Origin of the sequence: Ancylobacter rudongensis, assembly GCF_900100155.1 — a bacterium.
Taxonomy (GTDB): Bacteria; Pseudomonadota; Alphaproteobacteria; order Rhizobiales; family Xanthobacteraceae; genus Ancylobacter; species Ancylobacter rudongensis.
This window is the reverse complement of record NZ_FMTP01000002.1, coordinates 85,819-109,960: the sequence shown is the minus strand read 5'-3', so window position 1 is coordinate 109,960 and position 24,142 is coordinate 85,819. Positions and strand designations below refer to the sequence as shown.

Annotated in this window: 21 protein-coding genes and 1 other annotated feature; of the genes, 16 read left to right on the top strand and 5 right to left on the bottom strand. The window is 68.5% G+C overall.

The genetic code is table 11. The features are described from left to right. The first annotated feature begins 89 nt into the window (after window positions 1-89). Genes BLO63_RS05495 through BLO63_RS05480 form a run of 4 tightly spaced genes read left to right on the top strand, consistent with a single transcriptional unit; the run spans window position 90 to window position 5,486 of the window. The gene (locus BLO63_RS05495) at window positions 90-1,049 is read left to right on the top strand and encodes an extracellular solute-binding protein (RefSeq protein ID WP_091437513.1); all 960 of its coding nucleotides are present in this window, start codon (window positions 90-92) and stop codon (window positions 1,047-1,049) included. Then, the gene (locus tag BLO63_RS05490; RefSeq protein WP_091437510.1) at window positions 1,046-2,146 is read left to right on the top strand and encodes an ABC transporter ATP-binding protein; all 1,101 of its coding nucleotides are present in this window, start codon (window positions 1,046-1,048) and stop codon (window positions 2,144-2,146) included. The genes BLO63_RS05495 and BLO63_RS05490 overlap by 4 nt, the downstream gene beginning before the upstream one ends. After that, window positions 2,143-4,251, top strand: coding sequence for an ABC transporter permease (locus BLO63_RS05485; RefSeq protein WP_091437507.1), 2,109 nt, complete (start codon window positions 2,143-2,145; stop codon window positions 4,249-4,251). Before BLO63_RS05490 ends, BLO63_RS05485 begins: the two co-directional genes overlap by 4 nt. Beyond that, window positions 4,248-5,486, top strand: coding sequence for an aminotransferase class III-fold pyridoxal phosphate-dependent enzyme (locus BLO63_RS05480; protein WP_091437506.1), 1,239 nt, complete (start codon window positions 4,248-4,250; stop codon window positions 5,484-5,486). The genes BLO63_RS05485 and BLO63_RS05480 overlap by 4 nt, the downstream gene beginning before the upstream one ends. A gap of 20 nt (window positions 5,487-5,506) precedes the next feature. Here BLO63_RS05480 and BLO63_RS05475 read toward each other — a convergent pair whose 3' ends face one another. Continuing rightward, window positions 5,507-6,988, bottom strand: coding sequence for a SulP family inorganic anion transporter (locus BLO63_RS05475; protein ID WP_091437503.1), 1,482 nt, complete (start codon window positions 6,986-6,988; stop codon window positions 5,507-5,509). A gap of 64 nt (window positions 6,989-7,052) precedes the next feature. Beyond that, window positions 7,053-7,108: a sequence feature (sul1 is cis-regulatory element that is thought to sense ions involved in sulfur or methionine metabolism; They are found in Alphaproteobacteria), on the bottom strand. 168 nt (window positions 7,109-7,276) lie between these two features. Here BLO63_RS05475 and BLO63_RS05470 point away from each other — a divergent pair. Continuing rightward, complete coding sequence (locus BLO63_RS05470; RefSeq protein ID WP_205409269.1) at window positions 7,277-8,806, top strand: OpgD/OpgG family glucan biosynthesis protein; 1,530 nt, start codon at window positions 7,277-7,279, stop codon at window positions 8,804-8,806. Then, complete coding sequence (gene mdoH / locus BLO63_RS05465) at window positions 8,803-10,989, top strand: glucans biosynthesis glucosyltransferase MdoH (protein ID WP_244517652.1); 2,187 nt, start codon at window positions 8,803-8,805, stop codon at window positions 10,987-10,989. Before BLO63_RS05470 ends, mdoH begins: the two co-directional genes overlap by 4 nt. A 21-nt stretch (window positions 10,990-11,010) precedes the next feature. Here the strand turns inward: mdoH and BLO63_RS21075 are convergent, their stop codons facing one another. The 3 genes from BLO63_RS21075 to BLO63_RS05455 form a co-directional block, all read right to left on the bottom strand. Beyond that, window positions 11,011-11,148 carry a hypothetical protein gene (locus BLO63_RS21075; RefSeq protein WP_162841768.1) on the bottom strand — a complete coding sequence of 46 codons (138 nt, stop codon included), beginning with the start codon at window positions 11,146-11,148 and terminating at the stop codon, window positions 11,011-11,013. Between the two features lie 116 nt (window positions 11,149-11,264). Continuing rightward, a complete protein-coding gene (locus BLO63_RS05460; RefSeq protein WP_091438732.1) occupies window positions 11,265-11,501 on the bottom strand; it encodes a hypothetical protein in 237 nt (78 codons plus the stop codon). Window positions 11,502-11,527: 26 nt separating this feature from the next. After that, window positions 11,528-12,385 (bottom strand): glucose 1-dehydrogenase, encoded by an 858-nt coding sequence (locus BLO63_RS05455; RefSeq protein ID WP_091437496.1) that lies wholly within the window; start codon window positions 12,383-12,385, stop codon window positions 11,528-11,530. 290 nt (window positions 12,386-12,675) lie between these two features. Between BLO63_RS05455 and BLO63_RS05450 the strand changes: the two genes are divergently transcribed. The 5 genes from BLO63_RS05450 to BLO63_RS05430 all read left to right on the top strand — a co-directional run bounded on the left by BLO63_RS05450 (window position 12,676) and on the right by BLO63_RS05430 (window position 18,905). Next, entirely contained in the window at window positions 12,676-14,073 is a 1,398-nt protein-coding gene (locus BLO63_RS05450) for a PQQ-dependent sugar dehydrogenase (RefSeq protein WP_091437493.1), read from the top strand. A gap of 114 nt (window positions 14,074-14,187) precedes the next feature. After that, on the top strand, window positions 14,188-14,751 hold the full coding sequence (locus BLO63_RS05445) for a type 1 glutamine amidotransferase domain-containing protein (protein ID WP_091437490.1): 564 nt from the start codon (window positions 14,188-14,190) through the stop codon (window positions 14,749-14,751). 142 nt (window positions 14,752-14,893) lie between these two features. Further along, window positions 14,894-15,805 (top strand): non-homologous end joining protein Ku, encoded by a 912-nt coding sequence (gene ku / locus BLO63_RS05440; RefSeq protein ID WP_091437487.1) that lies wholly within the window; start codon window positions 14,894-14,896, stop codon window positions 15,803-15,805. Window positions 15,806-15,810: 5 nt separating this feature from the next. After that, window positions 15,811-18,381 carry a DNA ligase D gene (gene ligD / locus BLO63_RS05435; RefSeq protein WP_091437485.1) on the top strand — a complete coding sequence of 857 codons (2,571 nt, stop codon included), beginning with the start codon at window positions 15,811-15,813 and terminating at the stop codon, window positions 18,379-18,381. Continuing rightward, complete coding sequence (locus BLO63_RS05430; protein WP_091437483.1) at window positions 18,381-18,905, top strand: MgtC/SapB family protein; 525 nt, start codon at window positions 18,381-18,383, stop codon at window positions 18,903-18,905. The genes ligD and BLO63_RS05430 overlap by 1 nt, the downstream gene beginning before the upstream one ends. Before the next feature lie 12 nt (window positions 18,906-18,917). Here the strand turns inward: BLO63_RS05430 and ku (BLO63_RS05425) are convergent, their stop codons facing one another. Beyond that, complete coding sequence (ku, locus tag BLO63_RS05425) at window positions 18,918-19,739, bottom strand: non-homologous end joining protein Ku (RefSeq protein WP_091437480.1); 822 nt, start codon at window positions 19,737-19,739, stop codon at window positions 18,918-18,920. 139 nt (window positions 19,740-19,878) lie between these two features. On the opposite strand from ku (BLO63_RS05425), the gene BLO63_RS05420 reads away from it, so the two are divergent. From BLO63_RS05420 to BLO63_RS05400, 5 genes are all read left to right on the top strand, one after another. Next, entirely contained in the window at window positions 19,879-20,193 is a 315-nt protein-coding gene (locus BLO63_RS05420) for a hypothetical protein (protein WP_091437477.1), read from the top strand. A 154-nt stretch (window positions 20,194-20,347) separates the two neighbouring features. Next, on the top strand, window positions 20,348-22,480 hold the full coding sequence (locus tag BLO63_RS05415) for a VTT domain-containing protein (protein ID WP_091437475.1): 2,133 nt from the start codon (window positions 20,348-20,350) through the stop codon (window positions 22,478-22,480). Further along, complete coding sequence (locus tag BLO63_RS05410) at window positions 22,477-23,262, top strand: endonuclease/exonuclease/phosphatase family protein (protein ID WP_244517650.1); 786 nt, start codon at window positions 22,477-22,479, stop codon at window positions 23,260-23,262. Before BLO63_RS05415 ends, BLO63_RS05410 begins: the two co-directional genes overlap by 4 nt. Beyond that, window positions 23,259-23,708, top strand: a complete 450-nt coding sequence (locus tag BLO63_RS05405) for a DUF2934 domain-containing protein (RefSeq protein WP_091437472.1) — start codon at window positions 23,259-23,261, stop codon at window positions 23,706-23,708. The genes BLO63_RS05410 and BLO63_RS05405 overlap by 4 nt, the downstream gene beginning before the upstream one ends. A 161-nt stretch (window positions 23,709-23,869) precedes the next feature. Next, window positions 23,870-24,055, top strand: coding sequence for a hypothetical protein (locus tag BLO63_RS05400; protein ID WP_091437469.1), 186 nt, complete (start codon window positions 23,870-23,872; stop codon window positions 24,053-24,055). The last annotated feature ends 87 nt before the right edge of the window (window positions 24,056-24,142 follow it).

Below are 24,142 nucleotides of genomic sequence, written 5' to 3'. Positions count from 1 at the left end.
TCAGGACATAAGTGCAGCTTCATTCAGCCGTCACACACTTTAACGACACTTATATCACGGCCTCATTTCCCCTGCCTGCGGAGACCCCGATGTTCTTCGATACGCTGAAAGCCCTCGGCCTTGCCGCCGCCCTCGCCACGCTCGGCGCGGCCCCCTCCCTTGCCCGGGAAGTCGTGCTCTACAACGCCTCCGACAGCGTCAACACCGCGCTGGTTGCCGCTTTCAAGAAGGCACACCCGGAGATCGAGGTGAAATTCGTCTCCGGCTCGACCGGGCCGATCACCGAGCGCGCGATTGCCGAGAAGGGCAAGCCGCAGGCGGATGTGGTCTATCTCGTCAACAATGTCGCGCTGGAACAGCTGAAGCAGGCGGGCGTGTTCGAGCCCTACGCGCCCAAGGACAGCAAGATCGCCCCTGCCTTCCGCGACCCCGACGATTTCTACAGCAAGTACTTCGCCACCACGATGTGCATGGTGGTGAACAAGGACCGGTTGGCGCAGAAGAAGCTGCCGATGCCGACCACCTGGGAAGACCTGATCAAGCCGGTCTACGCGAAGGAAATCGCGCTGCCCTCGCCGCTGAAATCCGGCACGGGCGGGGCGATCCTCACCACCTTCGTCGACGCCTTCGGCTGGCCCTTCGTCGAGAACCTGAACGAGAACGTCTACCAGTATTCCGATGGCGGCTCGGGCGGCGCTGCGCTGGCGGGCGCGGGCGAGGTCGCCATCGGCCTCACCTTCGACACCACCTGCTTTGAGACCAAGTCGTCCGGCAAGCCGGTCGACATCGTCTATGGCCGCATCACCCCGAACGTCTCGGAAGGCGGCGGTCTTGTCGCCGGCGGGCCGAACCCGGCGGAAGGAAAGACCTTCCTCGACTTCATGGCGAGCGAAGAGGCGGCGCAGGTTCTCGGCAAGGTCGTCGGTGCCACCGCCGTTCCCGGCCATGGCCTGGTCGACCTTAACGAGATCACCCTGTGGCAGATGCGCCGCCCGGTCGATATCGCGGCCTTCCGCCGCGAGTTCGCCCGCCGCATCCTGAAGCAGTGAACGACGCCTCCTTCACGCGCGCCCCGGCGCGGCCGGCTCCGCAGGTGAGCCGGCCGCATCTGGCCGTGCGGGCGGTAAGCAAGGACTATGAGGGCCATCGCGCGGTGGACGCGGTGTCCTTCGACCTCGCCAAGGGCGAGTTCGTCACCCTGCTGGGCGATTCCGGCTGCGGCAAAACCACACTGCTGCGGATCATTGCCGGCTTTGCCCGCCCCGATGCCGGCCAGGTGCTGCGCGAGGGCGAGGATGTCACCCACATGGCCCCGGCCCGGCGCCGCATGGGCTTCGTGTTCCAGTCCTACGCGCTGTTTCCGACCAAGACGGTGGCGCAGAATATCGGCTTCGCGCTCTCCGGCCCCCGCGCTGTCCGCGCCCGCCGCATCGAGGAGCTGGCGCGCCTTGTCGAGATCGACGCGCTCTTGGAACGCTTTCCGCATGAGCTTTCCGGTGGCCAGCAGCAGCGTGTCGCGCTGGCGCGGGCGCTGGCCTCGGACCCCGAGGTGCTGCTGCTCGACGAGCCGATGTCGGCGCTCGACGCCCGTATCCGCGTGAAGCTGCGCGGGGAACTGCGCGCGCTGGTCGACCGGCTCGGCATCACTACCCTCTATGTGACGCATGACCAGGAGGAGGCGCTGGCACTCTCCGACCGGGTGGCGGTGATGCGCCACGGCCGGATCGAGCAGATCGGCAGCCCGGCCGATGTCTATCATCGCCCGGCCACGCGCTTCGTCGCCGCGTTCGTCGGCATCTCCAACCTGATCGAGGGTCGGGCGGTGGCAGGAGGGATCGAGTCCGAGGGCGTGGTCTGGCCGCTGGCGCTGCCGGCCGGGCTCGCGCCGGGCGCGCCGCTTACCGCGGTCTACCGGCCCGAGCATATCGGGCTTGCCAGCGAGGGCGGCGGCATTCCCGCGACGGTGGAAAGCGCCACCTTTCTCGGCGCGCATGTGCGGCTGAGCCTCCGCCTCGCCTCCGGACGTGCCGTCATCGCCGACCGCCCCTCCTTCGAGGCCGGTGGGCCGTGGCGGCGTGGAGCGGTGGCATGGCTGCGGCCCGACCCGCTGCGCGCCGCCCTCATCGGCAATGGGCGCGCGGAATGACTCTGTCGCTGCGCTCTCTGCCGGGCCTGCTGCTCAGCGCTGCCGTGGCGCTGGTGCTGGCGCTGTTCATCGCCTACCCGATCGGCGCGGTGCTGGTGGAGAGCTTCGTCATTTCCGGCCCGATGCCGCCGGCCAAGCTGAAGGCCGTGACATCCGCCGCGCTCGACGCCGTGCCGGCCGGCGAACGCGACGCGCTAGTGCAGCGCTGGACGGCCAGCGCCACTGAGGCCGAGATGGTGGAAGCCACCGCCGCCGCTTTCACGCTGGCCGGAGCGCCGATGGGCTGGGACCGCAAGGCCGCCTATTCCGATCAGAGCGCGGCGATGGCGGCGGCGCTCAGGGCGCTGCCCGAGGCCGAGCGCGCGGCGGTGGAGGACAATTTCGCCGTCGCCCATATCATGCTGCACAAGCGCACGGCGCTGGCGTTCAAGGTGCGGGAGGCGCTCGGGCCCGAGGGCTTCGACGCGCTGCGCAACGGCACTGATGATCGCTGGGGCCTCGACCATTATCTCAAAGTGTTCGAGGAGCCCTATCTGCGCAGGGCGGCGCTCAACAGTCTCCTGCTGGCGGCGCTCTCGGTGGCGTTCACCGTGACGCTGGCTTTCGCGCTGGCCTATGGCATCAATGCCCGCGCCATCCCTTGGCCATCGCTCACCCGCGTGGTGCTGCTGATGCCGCTGGTGGCGCCGCCGGTGCTGATCGCCACCGCCACCATCATGCTGTTCGGCCGGCGCGGATTGGTGACGCACACATTGCTCGACGATTGGCTCGGCCTGATCGATGCCGACCAGACCAATCTCTACGGCCTGTTCGGGGTGGTGCTGGCGCAGACGCTCTCCTTCGTACCTGCGGCGCTGATCGTGTTCGACAACAGCCTGCGCCGGCAGGATGGCCGCATTGACGAGGCCGCGGCCGGGCTCGGCGCCGGACCCTTGCGCAGCTTCCTGCAGGTGACGCTGCCCATGGCTTGGCCGGGCATCAAGCGCGCCGTGGTGCTGGTGTTCATCCTGAGCCTGACCGATTTCGGCAACCCGATGGTGCTCGGCCGCGATACGCCGGTGCTGGCGGGCGTGGTCTATGACGAGATCACCGCCTATCGCAACACGCCGTTGGCGGCGGCGTTGTGCATGTGGCTGCTGATTCCCTCGCTGCTGCTGTATCTCGCGCTGGAAGCGTTCGGCCGGCGCAAATCCTATGCCGGCACCGCCGGTGCGCGCGCCGAGCTTCCGGTGCCAGCGGTCGTCCGCGCCGGGCTCACCCTGACGGCGGGCGTCGTGGCGGCGCTGATCTTCGCGGTCTATGGCACCATGGCCCTGGGCGCCGTCACCCGCGTCTGGGGCGTCGACTGGAGCCTGACGCTGGGCTATTTCACCGGCGCCGGCGTCGATGTCGGCCTTGCCGGTTCCGGCTATGGCTCGTCCGAGCGCTGGCTCGGGCTGGTGTGGGACAGCGTGCGTGTGGCCGGCATTGCCGGGCCGATCGGCGGGCTGTTCGCTGTGATCATCGCCTATGTGGTAGAGCGCCTGCGTCCGCCCGGCGCCCATCTCATCATGTTCCTGGCGCTGGTACCGGCGATCCTGCCCGGCATCGTCTTCGGCATCGGCTATATCGTCGCCTTCAATGTGCCGTTCGGCATCCCGGCGCTCTCGCTGACCGGGACCTCGGCGATCCTGGTCATCAACATATTGTTCTCCAACCTGTTCGTCGGCGTGCTCGCCGCCCGAGCGGCGCTGCAGCGGCTCGACCGTTCGATGGACGAGGCGGCGGAGAGCCTCGGCGCCGGGCTGGTCGCCCGCTTCTTCCGGGTGACACTGCCCATGCTGCGGCCGGCGCTGCTGCTGGGCATGCTGTATGTGTTCATCGACGGGCTGACCACTTTGTCCTCGGTGATCTTCCTCGTCTCCGGCAATCACAAGCTGGCCTCCGTGGCGATCTTCAACCACGCCACGTCAGGCGATTATGGCTACGCGGCTGCCAAGAGCCTGGCCCTGCTCGGGTTCGCGCTTGCCGCCATGGGGCTGGTCTGGCTCATTGAGAACCGCACGCCCGCCCTTCGCGCTTCGCCGCGTGTCCGACCGACCGCCCCCGCCTTGGTGACGCCATGACCGATCCCGACGCCCTCGTTGCCCGCGATGCGGCGGCCTTTTTCCACCAGCAGGGCTCCAGCCCCTGCATCGGCGCCTTGCGTGCCGCCCAAGGCATCTGGCTGGAAGACGGAACCGGCCGCCGCTGCATCGATCTGCACGGCAACACCGTGCACCATCTTGGCCATGGTCATCCGGAGATCGTGGCGGCACTGAAGCGGCAGCTCGACGAACTGGCCTTCACGCCGCGCCGCTTCACCAATGAGCCGGCCGTCGCACTGGCGGAAGCGTTGCTGGCGCGCTGGCCGGGGGCGCCGGCGCGGGTGCTGTTCGCCACTGGCGGCTCCGACGCCATCGAGATCGCGCTCAAGCTGGCCCGGGTCGCCACCGGGCGGGATGAGACGGTTTCATTGGAAGGCTGCTATCACGGCCATGGCTTCGGCGCCTTCGGCCTGTCGGCGGCGACGCCGGACGCACGCCTCGGCCGCTTTCTGCCCGGGCGCCATCACGTCACCCCCTATTGGGCGGGCGAGCAGGGGCCGGCGCGGATGCTGGAGGAGGTGGCCGGCCTCCTCGCCACCCGACGCATCGCGGCCGTCATCGCCGAGCCTATGCGCTCGAACTGCCATGTGCCCCCGGCCGATCTGTGGCCACGCATCCGTGCCTTGTGCGACGCCTATGGCGTCAAGCTGATCTTCGACGAAATTCCCTCCGGGCTCGGCAAGACCGGGCGTTTCTTCGCCTTCGAGCATTTCGGCGCGCTGCCGGATGCGGTGGTGCTCGGCAAGGCGCTGGGCGGCGGCATGGTGCCGATCGCTGCGGTGGTCGCCGACGCCCGGCTCAACACCGCGCCGGAGCTGGAGCTGGGTCACTACACCCACGAGAAGAACCCGCTCACCACCCGCGCGGCGCTGACGGCGCTGCAGATTATTGCCCGCGACGATCTGGTCGCCCGCGCCGACGAACTGGGCCGGACGCTCAAAGATGGCGTGGCCGCCATCGCTGCCCGCGTGCCTTGCGTGAGAGGCGCGCGCGGGCTGGGACTGCTGCTGGCGATTGAATTCGACGCCGCACGCTGCGGGCGCCGACCGGGGCCGGATTTTGCCGCGCATCTGGTGGCGAGCGCCTTCGCGCAGGGGCTTTCCACCACCGCCAAGGGTGACGGTGCCATCGGCCTGTCGCTGCCGCTCACCGTGACGGATGCGGAAATCGCCGAGGTGCTGGTCCGGGTCGAGGCGATGGGGCAGGGGCTTTAGCCGGCCGCCCCATCGGCCCATCAATGCAGGCTGGCGACGGCCGGCTCGTCCTTGTGGTGCGTGCCGAAGCGATCGACCATGGTGGCGCTGGCCTCGTTGAGCCCGATCACTTCGACGCTGGCCCCCGCCTTGCGGAACTTCAGCACCGCCTTGTCCAGCGCGCCGATCGACGTGATGTCCCAGAAATGCGCGTGGGTGAGGTCGATCACCACCTCGCGCGCCGGGTTGTCGAAGTCGAAGCCGGCGAGGAACACCTCGGAGGATGCGAAGAAGATCTGGCCCTCGACAACGAAGGTGATCCGACCGGCCGCCTCGTCGATGATCTCGCCGACCGCCACCAGTTGCGACACCTTGCCGGCGAAGAACACGCCCGAGAGCAGCACGCCGACCAGCACGCCGATGGCGAGGTCGTGCGTCGTCACCACGGTGAAAACGGTGGCCAGCATCACCAGCGAGGAGGAGCGCGGATTGGTGCGAAGGTCGAGGATCGAGCGCCAGGAGAAGGTGCCGATCGACACCATGATCATGACCGCCACCAGCGCCGCCATCGGAATGATGCGGACAATGTCGTCGAGCACCAGGATCAGGAACAGCAGGAAGGCGCCGGCGACAAAGGTGGAAAGCCGCCCGCGTCCGCCCGAGCTAACGTTGATGACCGACTGGCCGATCATGGCGCAGCCGCCCATGCCGCCGATCAGCGCCGAGGCGATATTGCTGGTGCCCTGGCCGATGCATTCCTGGCTCTTGTTGCTCATCGTGTCGGTCATGTCGTCGACGATCTGCGCCGTGAGCAGCGACTCCAGCAGGCCGACAGCCGCCAAAGTGAGCGAATAGGGCAGGATAATCTGCAGCGTCTCCAGCGTGAGCGGTACGTTGGGCAGCGTCAGCATCGGCAGGCCCGAGGGCAGTTCGCCGAGATCGCCGACGGTGCGCAGGTCCATCCCGCTCCACCACGCGAACAGGGTGAGCGCGGCAATGGCGACCAGCGGCGAGGGCACCGCCCGGGTCAGGCGGGGAAACAGATAGATGATGGCGAGGCCGACCGCGATCATCGGGTAGGTCTCGATCGGCACGCCGATCAGTTCCGGCAATTGCGCCATGAAGATGAGGATGGCCAGCGCATTGACGAAGCCGGTGATGACCGAGCGCGAGACGAAGCGCATCACCCGCCCCAGCTTCAGTGCGCCGGCGAGGAGCTGGATCAGCCCCATCAGGATGGTGGCCGCGAACAGATAGTCGAGCCCGTGGTCGCGCACGAGGGAAACCATCACCACCGCTGTGGCGGCGGTGGCGGCCGAGATCATGCCCGGGCGCCCGCCGACGACGGCGGAGACGCAGGCGATGGCGAAGGAGGCGAACAGCCCGACTTTCGGGTCGACGCCGGCGATGATGGAGAAGCCGATCGCTTCGGGAATGAGGGCAAGGGCGACGACGATTCCGGCAAGGATGTCGCCCCGAATATTGGAGGTCCAGTCGCGGAAATAGCGTGAGGTCAATGTCATGAGGAGCAATCTTCGCAAAGAGCGGGCGTCCGCGGACAAGGCGGCGGAACAGGCGCTGACTGTGCGTGGTCCGGCGGATCGGCGGCCGGAAGAGCCACCCGGGCTTTCACCGGGTCCTGACGGGTGGTAGTTGCTTAGAACAGATCGCGCTGCAGTGCAACGCCGGCCGCGCACGCAGGCGGGAGCCCCGCGTAAATATGCCGCGCCGCACAATTCTCGGAACCCAGGGCGCTTTCGGCACTTGTTTCGGGCGTAGGGCGTGCCGCCCTGAAACGCGCGAGGTCAGGCATGCATCGACGTCATCTGTTGCTGGGTTTGGGTCTCCTGGCGATGGCGCCGGTGCCGTTGTCGCGTCTTGGCATCAGCGAGGCGTGGTCGGAAGAAGAGGAGCAGGCTGTTCCCTTTGACGCCCAGACCGTGCGCCAGCTTGCGCGCGAACTGGCGGCCAAGCCGTATAAGGGCCCGGCCAGCGACCTGCCCGGCGCCTTCGACAAGCTCAGCTATGACGACTATCGCAATGTGCGCTTCAATGGCGATCACGCCCTCTGGCGGGAGGCCAATACCGGTTTTCAGGCGCAGATGCTGCATCGCGGCTTTCTGTTCCGGGACCGCGTCGATATCTACCAGGTCGCGGACGGCCAGGCCCGTAAGCTCGCCTATGACCCGGCGATGTTCCGCTTCGAGCACGGCGTCGCCCAGCCGCCGCCGAAAGCCGATATCGGCTTTTCCGGCTTTCGCCTGCACGGTCCGATCAACCGGCCGGACTATTTCGACGAGATCGCCGTGTTCCAGGGCGCCAGCTATTTCCGTGGCGTCGGCAAGGGGCAGGTCTATGGCTCGTCCGCCCGCGGGCTGGCGGTGAAGACAGGCGATGCCGGCGGCGAGGAATTCCCCGCTTTCCGCGCCTTCTGGCTCGAACAGCCTCGTCCGGGGGTGGATTCGGTGGTCGTTCACGCGCTTCTCGACAGCCCGAGCGCGTCGGCGGCGCATCGCTTCACCATCCGCCCCGGCACCGAGACGGTGATGTCGGTTGAGATGACCGTCTATCCCAGGGTCGACATCGACCAGGTCGGCATCGGCGCGCTGACCAGCATGTTCATGTTCGGGCCTAATGATCGCGACGGCATCGACGATTTCCGTCCCATGGTGTGCGACGCCAATGGCCTCGCCATCGTTACCGGAACCGGCGAGCGGCTGTGGCGGCCGCTGGCCAACCCGCAGCGGCTGCAGATTTCCTCCTTCGCCGTCTCGGACCTGCGAGGCTTCGGCCTGATGCAGCGCCAGCGTTCGTTCTTCGACTATCAGGACCTTGAGGCGCGCTATGAACGACGGCCCAGCGTCTGGGTCGAGCCGATCGGCGATTGGGGCGACGGCTCGGTGGTGCTGGTCGAAATACCGACGCCGGAAGAGATCCACGACAACATCGTCGCCTTCTGGCGCCCGCGCGAGCCGCTGCGCAAGGGACGCGAATACAGCAACACCTACCGCCTGCACTGGGGCTGGTCCGGGCCGGATGTCACGGATGCGGGTCGCTTTACCGCTACCCGTGTCGGCGGCAATGCCGAGCGCCGTCTGTTCGTGCTCGATATTGTCGGCGACAGGGTGAAGGACCTGCCCCCGGAAAGCCTGGTGGCGCGGGTGACGGCCGATGCCGGCGAGGTCAGGGATATCGTCCTGCAACCGAACCCGGAGATCGGCGGTTGGCGCGTCTCGTTTGCGCTGGAGCCGCGCGGGGCCGGACTGGTCGAACTGCGTGCCGACCTGCTGCGGGGTGAGGAGCGCATGGCCGAAAGCTGGGTCTATCGGTGGACGCCATGAGGCGGTCAGACGACACCGACCCCGGCCTCCTTGGCAGGGGTGACGCTGGGCCCGCGCTGCCGCCGCAAGCGCCCTTGGCCATGCCCGTGCAGTCGCTCGGCAGGGTGCCGCCAGCTCCCGCGCCGGGTCCGCGCCCGGTGAGCCTTTTCTTTCGCCGCGCCTTCGTGCTTGGCGGCGCGGGGGCGCTCACCGTTCTCGCCGCCCATGAAATGTATCTCGTGCTCGATGTCGGCGGGGTCACGCTGCTCGAATATCTGGTGCTGTGCCTTTTCGTCGTCCTTTTCGCCTGGATCAGCTTTGCCTTCACCAATGCGCTGGTCGGCCTGCCGAGCCTCCTGCGCCGGACGGCGGGGCAGCTCGGCATCGCGCCGGCCGGGGCCCTGCCGAGCCTGACCGCACGCACCGCCCTCCTGCTGCCGGTCTACAATGAAGAGCCGGCGCGGGTGCTGGCCGGGCTGGAGGCGACCTGCGAGTCGCTCGACGCCACCGGCGCCGGGGCCCATTTCGACGTGTTCATCCTCAGCGACACCACCGATCCCGACGTGTGGATCGCCGAGGAGGCGGGCTTTCTCGATCTGCGGGCCCGGCGCGGCGACCCGGGCCAGCTGTTCTACCGGCGGCGGCCACGCAACACCGGCCGCAAGGCCGGCAACATCGCCGAATGGGTGACGCGCTTCGGCGGGGCCTATGAGAGCTTCCTCATTCTCGACGCCGACAGCGTGATGACGGGCGCCTGCATCGTGCGTCTCGCCGCCGCCATGGAAGCCAATCCGACCGCCGGGCTGATCCAGACCCTGCCGGTCATCGTCGGCGGCCGCACCCTGTTCGCCCGGCTGCAGCAATTCGCCGGCCGGCTCTATGGCCCGCTCATCGCTCATGGTCTCGCCAGCTGGAGCGGACCGGAGAGCAATTACTGGGGCCACAACGCCATGATCCGCACCCGCGCCTTCGCCGAGGGCGCGGGGCTGCCGGAGCTGAAGGGACCCAGGCCGTTTGGCGGCCACATCCTCAGCCATGATTTCATCGAGGCGGCGCTGATGCGCCGGCGCGGCTGGGGCATGCATATGGTGCCTTGGCTGGAGGGCTCCTATGAGGAAGGCCCGCCGACACTGGCGGACCTCGCCGTGCGGGACCGGCGCTGGTGCCAGGGCAATCTGCAGCATATGGCCGTCCTGCCGGCGCGCGGGCTGCACCCGGTCAGCCGGCTGCATCTTCTCACCGGCATCGGCTCCTACCTGACCGCGCCGCTCTGGCTGGTGATGCTGCTGGCCGGGCTCGCCACCGCGCTCCAGGCCCGCTTCGTGCCGCCAGACTATTTCCCTTCCGGCTTCGCGCTGTTTCCCAGCTGGCCGGCCCAGGACCCGGTGCGCGCCGTGTGGGTCTTCGTCGGCACCATGGCGGTGCTGCTGCTACCCAAGCTGTTCGCCTTCGCGGCGCTGCTGGCGTCCCGCGCCGGCCGCCAGCGCTTCGGCGGCGGCGTGCGGGCGCTTTTCGGCATGCTGGCAGAGACGCTGATCTCCGGCCTGCTCGCCCCGGTGACGATGTTTACCCAGTCGGCGGCGGTGGTCAGCATCTTGGCCGGACGCGATGGCGGCTGGCAGCCGCAGCGGCGCGACGACGACCGCATCGATGCCGCCTCGATCCTGCGCTTCTTCCTGCCCCATACGGTGGCGGGATGGCTGTTGGGGGGCGCCGCGCTCAGCATCTCCCTGCCGCTCTTCCTCTGGATGACGCCGGTGGTGCTCGGCCTCGCGCTGGCGATCCCGCTTGTGATGTGGACGGGTGCCGCGCGTGCCTCCCTGCCGGCGCTGTTCCGCACCCCCGAGGAACAGGAGCCGCCCGAGGTCCTGCTGCGGGCGCGTCAGCTGCGGAAGGCGAACCCGGCGCCGGCTCCCTCCGAGGCGGTCGCCCATCTCGCCGTCGCGCCGGACCTCGCCGCCTTCCATCGTGCCCAGCTTGTCGATGGCGAACGCCGGCCCGGCGATTATGCGCCGGATAGGCTGATTGCAGTGGCGAAAATCGAGGATGCGCCGAACCTTGAAGCGGCGCTAGGCGTGCTTAACCCGCGCGAAAAGGCTGCCGCCTTGGGCGATTTCCACGCCCTCGATTTGCTTCTGGCGCTGGCAAGCCGAAAGGTCGAACCGCTCACGCGCGTCGCCGCGCTGGAGAGCACCGGCGCATAGGACCGCAGGGCGACGCAGGACCTAGTGCGGGCTCTTACGGTCGACCTTCTCGTCCGGAAGCTCGATGTCCTTCGCCCGGCGGCGTTTTTTCGACTGGTGCATGGCGTAGGCGAGAGCCGCGACAAGCAGCAGGACGCCGAGCCCATAGAGCATCTCCATCGTGTTCTCCTTCCTTCGCATGGCTTCGTGCCGCCCGCGCGGAATCGCCGGGTGACAACAGCGGCCGGTAGCCGTCCTCCCGGCGGCGCCGGCCGTGCGCGCGATGCGGCCGCTCTCTATGTGCGGTGCCCCGTGTCCTCGACACCGAGCATGGTTTCTCCGGCGCCGGGCACGGTGATGGTGACGTCGTAGCCGTCGCGGATGGCGTTGGAGGCGGCGGCGACGGCGGCCTCGAAAGCGGCCTCCTTGCTGGCATAGGCCATGCCGGCCTCGCCATCGCCCTCGACCCGCCACTGCCCCGCGCTGCCGCGCAGGCGGTAATGGGCCGAACGGCTGGATGCTTGATTCTGCATGATCTTCTCCTCTTCCACGGCCGATCTCAGATCATCGGAGCGCCGCCGGTGACGGCGATGGTGGCGCCCGAGACGTAGCTCGACAGCGGGTCGGCCAGCATCACATAGGCGGTGGCGAGCTCGGCCGGCTGACCCGGCCGCTTCATCGGAACCTGCTCGCCGAAATGGGCCACCTTCTCCGCCGGCATGGTGGCGGGGATCAGCGGGGTCCAGATCGGCCCCGGTGCCACCGCATTGGCGCGGATGCCCTTTTCGGCGAGAAGCTGCGCCAGCCCGGCGGTGAAGTTCTGGATCGCCCCCTTGGTCGTCGCATAGGCGAGGAGGCTGGGGTTCGGCTTGTCGGAATTGATCGAGGCGGTGTTGATGATGGCGCTGCCGGGCTTCATGTGCGGCACGGCCGCCTTGGTCAGGCAGAACATGGCGTGGATGTTCACCCTGAAGGTCAGCTCCCATTCCTCGTCGGGAATGTCGGCGATGTCGCCGAAGGTCTTCTGGTGAGCGGCGTTGTTGACCAGAAGGTCGATGCGCCCGAAAGTTTCCACCGCCTTCTCCACCAGAGCGCGGCAATGGGCGGCGTACTGGATGTCGCCGGGCACCAGCACCGCCTGCCGGCCCGCCTCGCGCACCAAGGCAGCGGTGGCCTCGGCGTCCTCATGTTCGTCGAGATAGGAGATCAGCACGTCCGCGCCCTCGCGGGCATAGGCCAGCGCCACGGCGCGGCCGATACCGCTGTCGCCGCCGGTGATCAGCGCCTTGAGCCCCTGCAGCCGGCCCGATCCCTTGTAGCTCTCTTCGCCATGGTCGGGACGCGGCGACATCGCCTCCGTCCGACCGGGAATCGGCTGCTGCTGCTCCTGAAAAGGCGGGCGCGGGTGGTCGAGCATGGACGGCTCCTGTCGCTGTCATCGGTGAAAGGTGGTTGCACGGCCAACGAAGGGCGGGCGCGTTGGTTCCGGGGTGGTCGGCGGAACCGACGCGGGGCGAAGGGCTTGGCAGACATCGCCCCGGTCAGCCCTTTACGAGGCACCGGAGCTGGCATGACGGCGCAGTCCATGGTGGCGCGCAGGCCGAACCATCGCGCCGCCCCGGCGTTGCCCCTCCGATCACGCCGTTCATGGCCCGCCGCGTCACCTGTCGAACGCGACGGAACGCGCCGTCTTCGAGAGGAATACTGATGTCCGCACGTTCTGCCCGCCACACCCTCGCACGCCGCGCGCTGGCCGTGCCCTGCCTGCTGGTCCTCGCCGTCGGCGTCGCCGCGTGCGACCGGGCGCCCCCGACCCTGCCGGAAAGCGCCGGCTACGGGCCCGATCCGCAGCTGCCCGAGCCGGTTACGTCGACGCTCCCGACCATCAAGGTGGCGGAGGCCATCGGCTGGCAGAATGGCGCGCAGCCGACCCCGACGGCAGGGATGCAGGTCACAGCCTTCGCTTCCGGCCTTGCCCATCCGCGCTGGCTCTACGAATTGCCCAATGGCGATGTGCTGGTGGCGGAATCGGACGCGCCGCCGAAGCCCGAGGACAAGTCAGGCGGCTTGCGCGGCTGGGTGCAGGGCCTGTTCATGAAGAAGGCCGGCTCGCAGACACCGAGCGCCGACCGCATCTCGCTGCTGCGCGACGCCGATGGCGATGGCACGGCCGAGGTGAAGACGGTGTTTCTTGAAAACCTGACCTCGCCCTTCGGCATGGCGCTGGTTGGCGAGCGGTTCTATGTCGCCAATGCCGACGCCATCGTCAGCTTCCCCTATCAGGAGGGCGCGACGGCGATCACCGCGCCGGCCGAGAAGCTCACCGACCTGCCGGCCGGGCGCAACCATCACTGGACCAAGAGCCTGCTGGCGAGCCCGGACGGCTCAAAGCTCTATGTCGGCGTCGGCTCCAATTCCAATGTCGGCGAGAACGGCATGGAAGAGGAGGAGAACCGCGCCGCCGTGCTGGAGGTGGATGTCGCCACCGGCGCCTCGCGCGTCTTCGCCTCCGGCCTGCGCAATCCCGTCGGCATCGACTGGAACCCGGCCAATGGCGAATTGTGGGTGGCGGTGAACGAGCGCGATGAGATCGGCGACGATCTCGTGCCCGACTACATGACCTCGGTGAAGGAGGGCGGCTTTTATGGCTGGCCCTATTCCTATTACGGCCAGCATGTCGATGAACGCATCGAGCCGGCGCGGCCCGACCTCGTCGCCAAGGCGATCAAGCCGGATTACGCGCTGGGCGCCCACACCGCCTCGCTCGGCTTCACCTTCGCCAATGGCCCGGCACTGGCGGATCGCTATTCCTCGGGCGCCTTCATCGGCCAGCACGGTTCGTGGAACCGCAGCGAGCCGGCCGGCTACCGGGTGATCTTCGTGCCCTTCGCCGAGGGCCGGGCTTCCGGCGCGCCGCAGGAGATCCTCACCGGCTTCCTCGATGGCGAAGGCAATGCGCAGGGCCGTCCCGTCGGCGTTCTCGTCGATACGCGCGGTGGCCTGCTGGTCGCCGACGATGTCGGCAATACGGTGTGGCGGGTGTCGCCGGTCGCCTCCGAAGCGCCGGCCCCCGCCGCAGGCGCGGCGCCTGAACAGGCAATGTGAGCCGAAGGGACGGTATCGGCGCCCGGCCAGATCCCTTTCTGGGAACATCGGCCGGGCGCGGACGTTCGCTTCACAAGGGGCATGGGGGCTCAACGACATTCAAGGAGACAACCCATGGCGAAGATCGCCGATTCACGCATTCTCATCATTTCCGCCAACGGCTTCGAGCAGTCCGAGCTGATGGTGCCGCGCGACGAGCTGCGCGCCGCCGGCGCCCGCGTCGACGTGGCGAGCCCGGACGGCAAGGCCATTCGCGGCTGGAAGGGCGAGGACTGGGGCGAGAGCGCCGACGCCGACACCTCGCTCGGCGCCGTTAAGCCGGAAGACTACGACGCGCTGGTCATTCCCGGCGGGCAGATCAACCCGGACCTGCTGCGCGTCAACAAGGAGGCGATGGCGATCGTCCGCGCCTTCCTCGACAGCGGCAAGGTGGTGGCCGCCATCTGCCACGGCCCGTGGCTGCTGGTGGAAGCCGATGCCGTGCGCGGGCGCACCGTGACCTCCTATGCCTCGATCCGCACCGACGTGAAGAACGCCGGCGGCAACTGGGTCGACCGCGAGGTGGCGGTGGACAAGGGCATCATCACCAGCCGTTCGCCGGCCGACCTCAAGGCTTTTGTCGGCAAGATCGTCGAGGAGATCGGCGAGGGCCGGCACGAGCGCCGCAAGGTGGCGTGAGCGTTTTACCCCCATGACGACAGGCGGGCGCTGCGGCGCCCGTTCTGCTGCGGGCCACCGTCGGTCGTGGAACGCGCCACTGGCCGGCGCGTTAACGGCGAGGCATCCCGGCACCCCCGGGCCGGCATAAAGGCAGGCAGGCATGGCGGCGCGCGCGACATGGAAGGGCTTTCTCCGGCTGGGCGAGCTGGTCTGTGCCGTCGGCCTCTACACCGCCGTCAGTGCCAGCGATCGCGTCAGCCTGCACATGGTCAATCGCAAGACCGGCAACCGCCTGCAGCGGCGCTTCGTCGATGCGGAAACCGGCAAGGTGGTCGAGCGCGACGAGCAGGTTAAGGGTTTTGAGGTCGATTCCGGCGACTTCATCGTGCTGGAGCCGGAAGAGATCGCCGAGGTGACGCCAAAGGGCGACAAGGCGCTGACAATCGACAGCTTTCTGCCCTGCGCCGAGGTCGACGATCTCTATTTCGATCGTCCCTATTATCTGCGCCCGGCCGATGAGAGTTCGCAGGCGAGCTTCGCCGTCATCCGCGAAGGGTTGCGCCGGCAGAAGGTGGCGGCGGTGGCGAGCGCCGTCCTGTTCCGCCGGCCGCGCAGCCTGCTGATCCGCGCCTATGATGACGGCCTCATCGCCACCACGCTGAACCATGACTATGAGGTGCGCTCGGCGCAGGAGGCCTTCGAGGACATCGCCGAGGTGAAGATGGAGCCGGAAATGCTCGATCTCGCCCGCCATATCATCGAGACCAAGGCCGGGCGCTTTCAGCCCGAAGCCTTCGACGACCGCTATGACGACGCCCTCGCCGAACTGGTGCGGGCGAAGATGGAAGGCCGCAAGATTGCCCCGCCAAAGAAGAGCGCGGCCAAGGTGGTGAGCCTGATGGACGCGCTGCGCGAGAGCGCGGGTCTGGCAGGCGGTGGCGACAAGAAGGCATCGGCCGCGCAGGCGCCTGCCAAGAAGGGCACTGACAAGAAGGCTGCGGGCAAGAAGGCTGCCGCCAGGAAGCCGGCGGCGCGCAAGCCCTCGCGCGCGCCCACGCGCAAGGCGGGCTGATCGCCATGGCGCTCGATGTCTACCGTCGCAAGCGCGACTTCACCCGCACACAGGAGCCGCAGGGAGGCGAGAGCGCCGCCGCGGGCCATGCCTATCTGATCCAGAAGCATGCGGCGCGGCGGCTGCATTACGACCTGCGGCTTGAAATGGATGGCGTGCTGAAGAGCTGGGCTGTCACCAAGGGCCCGAGCCTGGTGGCGGGCGAGAAGCGGCTCGCCGTGCATGTCGAGGACCATCCGCTCGACTATGGCAGCTTCGAGGGCACCATTCCCAAGGGCGAATATGGCGGCGGCACCGTCCTGCTGTGGGACACCGGGAGCTGGGCGCCGGTGGGCGATGCGGCGAAGGGATACAAAAAGGGCCATCTCGAATTCGAGCTGCACGGCGAGAAGCTCACCGGGCGCTGGCATCTGGTGCGGATGGCGCCGCGCAAAGGCGAGAAGGCCGACAACTGGCTGCTGATCAAGGCCGAGGACGATGCCGCCCGGCCGGAAGGGGCGCCGGACATTCTCGACGAGAGCCCGGATTCGGTGAAGACCGGCCGCACGCTCGACGCCATCGCCAAAGGCGAGCAGCCGGCCGATCCGCCCGGCGCTGCCGAGCCGAAGACGACAACGCGAAACCCCTCCCGCGCCCCCACCGCGTCCAAGCCCAAGGCCGCGCCGCAGCCAAAGGTCTCCGCCCCTGCGGCCGGCGAGGGCCCGCTGCCCGCTTTCGTCGAGCCGCAGCTGGCCACGCTGGTGGCCAAGGCGCCGAGCGGAAAGGCGTGGATTCACGAGATCAAATACGATGGCTACCGACTGCAGGCCCGGATCGACGCCACCTCCAAAGGCAAGAGCCGGGTAAAGCTGCTCACCCGCTCCGGGCTCGACTGGACCCCCCGCTTCGGGCCGGGGCTGGTGGCGGCTTTGGAGGCGCTGCCGGCGCGGGACGCGCTGATCGACGGCGAACTGGTGGTGGAGACCGGCGCCGGCGTATCGAATTTCAGCCTGCTGCAACAAGATCTCAGCGAAGGGCGGCACGACCGCTTCGTCTATTACGCCTTCGACCTGCTCCATCTCGACGGGCGGGATCTGACCGGCGAGCCGCTCAAGCTGCGAAAGCAGAGGCTGGAACTGCTGCTTCGCCAAGCTGCGGACGGGCTGCGCTACAGCGAACATCTGGCGGAGGATGGCGGTGACATGCTGCGCCATGCCTGCCGTCTCAGTCTCGAAGGGCTGGTGTCGAAGCGGGCGGACGTGCCCTATCGCTCGGGGCGCAGCAAGGACTGGGTGAAGTCGAAATGCGCCTTCCGGCAGGAATTCGTCATTGGCGGTTTCACGCCCTCCACCGCCGCCAAGAACGCGATCGGGTCGTTGGTGCTCGGTGTGCACGAGGCGGGCAAGCTGGTGGCCGTCGGCCGGGTCGGCACCGGCTTCTCGCAGAGCGTGGCGTGCGATCTTCACGCCCGGCTCTCCAGCCTTGCCCGCACCCGCAGCCCGTTTGCCGGCACGCTGACGGCGCAGGAGCGGCGTGGCGTAACCTTCGTGGCGCCCGATCTGGTGGCGGAAGTGGAGTTTCGCGGCTGGACCGGCGACCAGCATTTGCGCCACGCTGCCTTTCGCGGTCTGCGCGAGGACAAGCCGGCGCGCGAGATCGTGCGCGAGACGCCGGCGGAGGGGAAGGACATGGCTCCCGCAGGCAGCGCCGCCCGCTCGAAGGTCAAACTGACCCATCCCGACCGCGTCTACTGGCCGGAGGAGGGCATCACCAAGCAGGGTCTCGCCGACTATTATGCCGAGGTCTGGCGCCACATCCTGCCCTTCGTCGTCGCCCGGCCGCTGGCGCTGCTGCGCTGCCCGGACGGTATCGCCAGCCAGTGCTTCTTCCAGAAGCATTCCTGGCGCGGGATGAACAAGGCGATCAAGGTCGCGAAGGACAGGGACGGCGAGGAACTGCTCTTTATCGAGGACCTCGACGGGCTGATCGCGCTGGTGCAGTCGGGCGCGCTGGAAATTCACCCCTGGGGCGCGCCGCTGGCCGATATTGAGCGCCCGGACATGCTGATCTTCGACCTCGACCCCGGCGAGGGCGTCGGTTGGGAGGGGGTGGTGGCCGGCGCGCGCGACATCCGCACCCGGCTGGAAGCGCATGGCCTGGCGGCCTTCGTCAAGACGTCTGGCGGCAAGGGGCTGCATGTGGTGGCGCCGCTGAAGCCGCAGGCGAGCTGGGAGGCGGCCAAGGCCTTCACCAAGGCGCTGGCGGATTCCCTGGCGGCCGACGACCCCGACCGCTTCATCGCCGTGGCCACCAAGGCGCGGCGCAAGGGGCGCATCTTCGTCGATTATCTCCGCAACGGGCGCGGCGCCACGGCAGTGTCGGCCTATTGCCCGCGCGCCCGTGCCGGGGCGGGCGTTTCCATGCCGGTGGCATGGGACGAGCTCGATCAGCTGGCCGGTGCGGCGCAGTTCACCCTGACCGATGCGCCCGCCCGGCTCGCGCATCTCGCCGCCGATCCCTGGGACGGTTTCCGCGCCGCCGCCGTACCGCTGCCCAAGACCGCAGGCGGGCGCCGGCGGGGCGCCAAGGAGAGATGATGGACTGGCTTCCGCAGGATTGGTGGCTCACTCCCGACGAGATGGAAAACCTGCTCCGGATGCTCGCGGCGGCCGGTTGCGGCATGATCATCGGCATCAACCGCGACCTCAAGGGCAAGCCGACCGGCATGCGCACGCTCGGGCTGGTCGGGCTGGGGGCGGCGCTGATCTCGCTGTCGGCGATCAATGTCGGGGGTATCGAGGGCCACCCGGATGCCACCAGCCGCGTGGTGCAGGGCATCGTGCAGGGCGTGATGACCGGCATCGGCTTTCTCGGCGCCGGCGTGGTGCTGCGCGATGGCGACCGGCTGGAGGTGCACGGGCTGACGACGGCGGCCACGGTGTGGGTCACGGCGGCGCTCGGCGTCGCCTGCGCCATCGCCTCCTGGCACCTCGTTTTCCTGGCCCTGGTGACGACGTTCGTTCTGCTGGCGGCGATGGTGCCGATGGAGAAGGCGCTGGAGGCGGACGCCGAGCCGCCGGCCCGGCGCGATGCAGGCCCCTCCGACCTCGCCGACCATTGATCGCCGCGTGCTCTAACGGCTGCGGCCGCCGGGCTTGCGTTCGGCCGCGAGGCTCTTCTTCAGCGCATCCATGATGTTGACGACGTTGGTCGGCGCCTCGTCCTCCTCGCTGGCTCGGGCGGCGCGGCGCCTGGCGGGCCGCTTATTCTTCTTCTTCTTGGCGGCGATGAGTTGCTTGAGATTGGCCTGCAACGGATCGCGCACCAAAGTGGGGTCCCACTTGCCGGTCCGCTTGTTGATCAGCTTGCCGACCAACGTCACCAGATCGGCCTCGGCGGGTGCGTCAATGTCCTCGAAATAGCCCTCAGGCCGGCGCAGCTCGTCGGAGTAATGCAGCGTCCACAAGACGATGCCCCGCCCGCGCGGCTCCAGCATCACGAGCCGTTCGCGCCGGTGCAGTACCACCCGGGACAGCCCGACCTTGCCGGTCGCCACCATCGCCTCGCGGATGACGGCGAAGGCTTCCTCGCCCACCGGGTCGTCCGGTATCAGGAAATGCGGGGTGTCGTACCAGATCCATTCCACCGTATCGGCCGGCACGAAGCTCTCTATGTCGATGGTGCGGTTGCTCTCCAGCGCCACCGACGCCAGATCCTCGTCGTCAAGGATCACATAGGTGTCCGGCTCGCGCTCATAGCCGCGCGCCTGGTCGTCGGCATCGACGGTCTCCTCGGTCTGCGCATCGACATAAATGCCCTCGACCCGGTTGCCGGTCGCCCGGTTGAGGGTGTGGAAGCGGATCTTTTCCGACGCGCTCGTGGCGGGTGCCAGGACGACCGGGCATGTGACCAGCGAGAGCTTGAGATAGCCTTTCCAGAGCCCGCGCGGCGCCATCTGACATCCCCTCGTTGAACCTTGCTCCGGTAACAATCTCCGGCGCGACAACAGGTTCCCCCCGGCTGAACCGATCCCGGCGCTCGGGAGTTGATAGCGAGCTCGGGTGCGACCTCGCCCCGATGCGAGGAGGGGCCCTATGTCCGAAACTGAACGCTTGCGCGGCGATATCGACGCTGGCCGAACCGGTGACAAGGTGCCGTTCTCCGATCCCGCCGCCGCACCCCTGGGAACGGACGACGAGGCCGCCGGCCATCCCGCCGGGGTGGAGCGCCGCGCGGCGACGGCAGGTCCAGTTGGCACGTCGAGCGCTGGTGGCGGCACGGATGAGCGCGGCCGCCCCTATGACGACAAGGGCGCCACGGTGCCCGGCGTGTCCTTCGCAACCGCCGTGGTCGGGCTGCTGGTGGTAGTGATCGGCGCCGGGGCGCTGGTCGCGGCGCTGATGAGCTGACCCCGACGGCAGCGCTGGCGAACCCGCTATCCGCCCTTCGCATACCTCCCTCCCGGGAACCGCTTCGGCGGGTGCGCCGTTAGCGCAGGCTTGTTGTCTCCTCCTCCAGCCATGCGAAGCGATGTCCGTTAGCCAAGATCTGATCGAAAGTGCCATGGCCGTCCGGCCTGCCCCGGAAGGTCCCAACCCGCCCGAGCGGCAGGAGGATGGCCCGGTGCTGAATCCCGGACGCAATGTGTGGCGGGTGGCCGGCGCCGCGCGGGCGCGGGTGCTGGTGGACGGCGCGGCCTATTTTGGCGCGCTGCGGGTGGCGATGCTGGAGGCCCGCGAGACCATCCACATCGCCGGCTGGGACCTCGACAGCCGGATGAAGCTGGTGGGCGAGAGCGGCGCCGCCGAGGACGGGCTGCCCGAGACGCTGGCGGCGTTTCTCTCGGCGCTGGTGGCCCGCAATCCGCGCCTGCGCATCCGGCTGCTGCTCTGGGACTATTCGGTGATGTTCGCTCTGGAGCGCGAACTGACGCCGATCTTCTCCTTCCTCTGGGCAACGCCGAAGCAGATCGAGCTATGCCTCGATGACGCGCTGCCGATCGGCGCCTCGCACCACCAGAAGATTGTAGTGATCGACGATTCGCTGGCCTTTTCCGGCGGGCTCGACCTTACCGGCCATCGCTGGGACACCCCTCATCACACGCCCGGCGACCCGCTGCGCCGCGACCCGCAGGGTGCCCTCTATGAGCCGTTCCACGACGTGCAGATGGCGGTCGATAGCGAGGCCGCCGACGCGCTCGGCGCGCTGTTCCGCGACCGCTGGAAGCGCGCCGCGTCCGAGCGTCTGGCGCCGGCGCGGGTGCGGGGCAACCGCTGGCCCGAGGCGCTGCCGACCGATTTCACCGATGTCGAGATCGGCATTGCCCGCACCCTGCCGGTCTATGATGGCGCGCCCGGCGCGCGCGAGGTCGAGACCCTGCTGTTCGACATGATCGAGAGCGCGGAGCGCACGATCTATGTCGAGAACCAGTTCATCACCTGTGAGCGTTTCACCGAGCGGCTGGTGGCGCGGATGAAGGAGCGGCCCGCGCTTGAAGCGCTGATGGTGACGCCGAACATCTACCGCTCCTGGATCGAGCAGCAGGTGATGGGCGTGCCGCGCGAGCGGCTGAGGGCGCGGCTGGAGCAGGAAGGGCTCGCGGACCGCGCGCGGCTCGTTTTCCCGCAAGTCACCGTCGCGGATGCCACGGTCGAGGTCTTCATCCACGCCAAGATCCTCATCGTCGATGACCGGATGATGCGCGTCGGCTCGGCCAATATCTGCAACCGCTCCATGGGCTTCGACAGCGAGTGCGACCTCGTCATCGAGGCCCGCAGCGAGCAGGAGCGGGCAGGGATCGCGGCCATTCGGTACCGGCTGCTCGGCGAGCATGTCGGCCACGCCCCCGAGGAGGTCGCGGCCCTCGTTGCCGAGCGCGGCCTCATCGCCGCCGCAGGCGAAAGCCGGGAGGGCCGGCGCCTTGTCAACCTGCCCCCCGTCGCCACCGATCTCTCGCTGCCGCAGATCGGCGCCCTTGCCGATCCACAGGAGCCGCTCTATGACGAGCGCGCCTCGTCGGGGAACGGCAAGCGGCGCAAATGGCCGATCGCCGCCGCGCTGGTGGGCCTCGCCGTGCTGGCGGCGCTGGTGATCGCCTGGGCCAATTCGCCTTTCTCCGAGCCGGACCGGATCATCGCCGCCCTGGACAACATGGCCGAGCGCCCCTGGGGCGCTGCAGCGGTGGTCGGCATCTATGTACTGGGCGGGCTGGTGGTGTTTCCGGTTTCGGTGCTGATCATCGCCACGGTGGCGGTCTATGGCGGCTGGGCCGGGGCGCTGCTGGCGGGGCTGGGAGCGCTGGCAAGTGCGGTGGTGACGTTCTTCATCGGCCGCCATCTCGGCGCCGGGGTGGTGCGCCGCTTCATCGGCCCGCGTATCAACCGCATTCGCCGCGGGCTCGCCAATCAGGGCATTCTAACGGTGGCTACCATGCGGATGGTGCCGGCGGCGCCATTCACCTTCATCAATCTGGTGGCCGGCGCGGCCGGGCTGCGGCTGGTGGATTTCGTGCTCGGCACCGCCCTCGGGCTGCTGCCGGGGCTGGTGGTGCTGAGCGCGCTCGGCCACCAGATCGTCGAGGTGATTTCCAATCCGACGCTGGGCCGGGTGCTGCTGCTCATCGGCTTTGTCGGGCTGTGGATCGCCTGCTCGCTCGGCCTGCAATTCCTCGTCGCCCGCTTGCGGAGGTCGGCGTGAACGTTGCGCCGCCGCCGTTCCTGCGGCTGATGACTTGGAACATCCATGGCGGCGTCGGGCCCGACAGGCGCTTTGACCTCGACCGTATCGCCGCCCTCATCGCCCGCCACCAGCCGGACATTCTCGCCTTGCAGGAGGTGGATACGCGCGGACGCGGGGTGGCGTGCCTGGCGCCGCTCAAAGGGCTGGGCATTGGCCATCTCGCCGAGGCGCGGACCATCGCCGTGCCCGACGGCCATTACGGCCATGTGCTGTATTCGCGCTGGCCGACGCGCGATACCGTGCTGCATGACCTCTCCGTGCGCCGCCGCGAGCCGCGCATGGCGATCGATACCCATATTGACACCCCGCAGGGTCCGCTGCGGGTGGTGGCGGTCCATCTCGGCCTCGCTTTGCTGGAGCGGCGACGGCAGACCGCCATGCTCGCCCGGATGGCCCGCGCCGGCAGCGGCGCGCCGACCGTGATGATGGGCGATTTCAACGACTGGTTCTCCTTCCGCCCGGTGCGGCGGGCACTGGCGCGGGCCCTGCCCGAAAGCACGGATGTGCGCAGTTTTCCCGCCTGCTGGCCACTGCTGCGGCTCGACCGGCTCTATTGCAGCCGGCGCGGGATGATGGCGCGCAGCTTTACCGACGCCGCCGCGCGGCATGCCTCCGATCACCTGCCTGTTATCGCCGACATCCAGCTGCAGCCGTCCCTTTCGCCGCCGCCCGCGCTCGGCCTGCCGGAACAGGCGTCGCAGCCGGGCGTTGATCTGGTGGAACAGGGAGAACGTCCATGAGCATGAATGAGGAAGCCATCCGCCAGCGCGCCCACGAATTGTGGGAGGCCGAGGGTCGCCCGGAGGGGCAATCCGAGGACCACTGGCGCCGCGCCAGCGAGATGCTGATTGCGGAAGGCAACGCCTCCGGCCACGGTTCCGGTGCCTTCCGCCCGGTCGATGCGGCCGAGGTGCCGCCCGAGGCGGCGGGAAGCCCCGCTGCCGGCCCCGGCTTTCGCGCGCCCTCGGAGGACGGAGGCATCGAGGCCGCTGAGCGCCCTCCGCAGGACCGGTTGATCGAGCCGCAGGTGCGAACCGATGCGGGGCAGGACAACGAGCCGGTCACCGAGATCGAGACCATCCACCGGACGCTGGAAATACCGAAGAGCCGGCGCGGCCGCACCTCGCCGGCGGACGACCGGATCGGCGCCATGAGCGGCGCGGCCGGCAGCCGCAAGCGTTCGTGAGCGGCACCATGGGCAACTGGGTCGTCCAGCTTCTGGTGGAACTGGGCCTGCGCCGTCCGCGTGCGGAGGACGGGGCCCGTGCGGAGCACCCGCACGATGTTCCTCCGCCCAAAGGCGACATTCGTCCCCGCGACTGAACCGCACGCACAAAGGAGACTTCCATGATCATCGCCGACCAGCACGACAAGAACCCCGCCAAGCCGGGGGATCGCCGCGTCGAGAAGAAGGACCGCGCGCCTGAGGAGGCCGGCCACGCCCGCAGCGCCAACCCGCAGCAGGACGACAAGGCCGGCGAGCGCGACCAGAAGCCGGAAGGCCGCGACGCGGGTTATGAGCCCGCGAAGTAGGCGGTAACCACGCCGCCATTAGAAGCAAATTTCGCCATTGTCTCGCCCTTCCCCTTGCCGGATGACTGTACCCGCGCAAGGGGGACG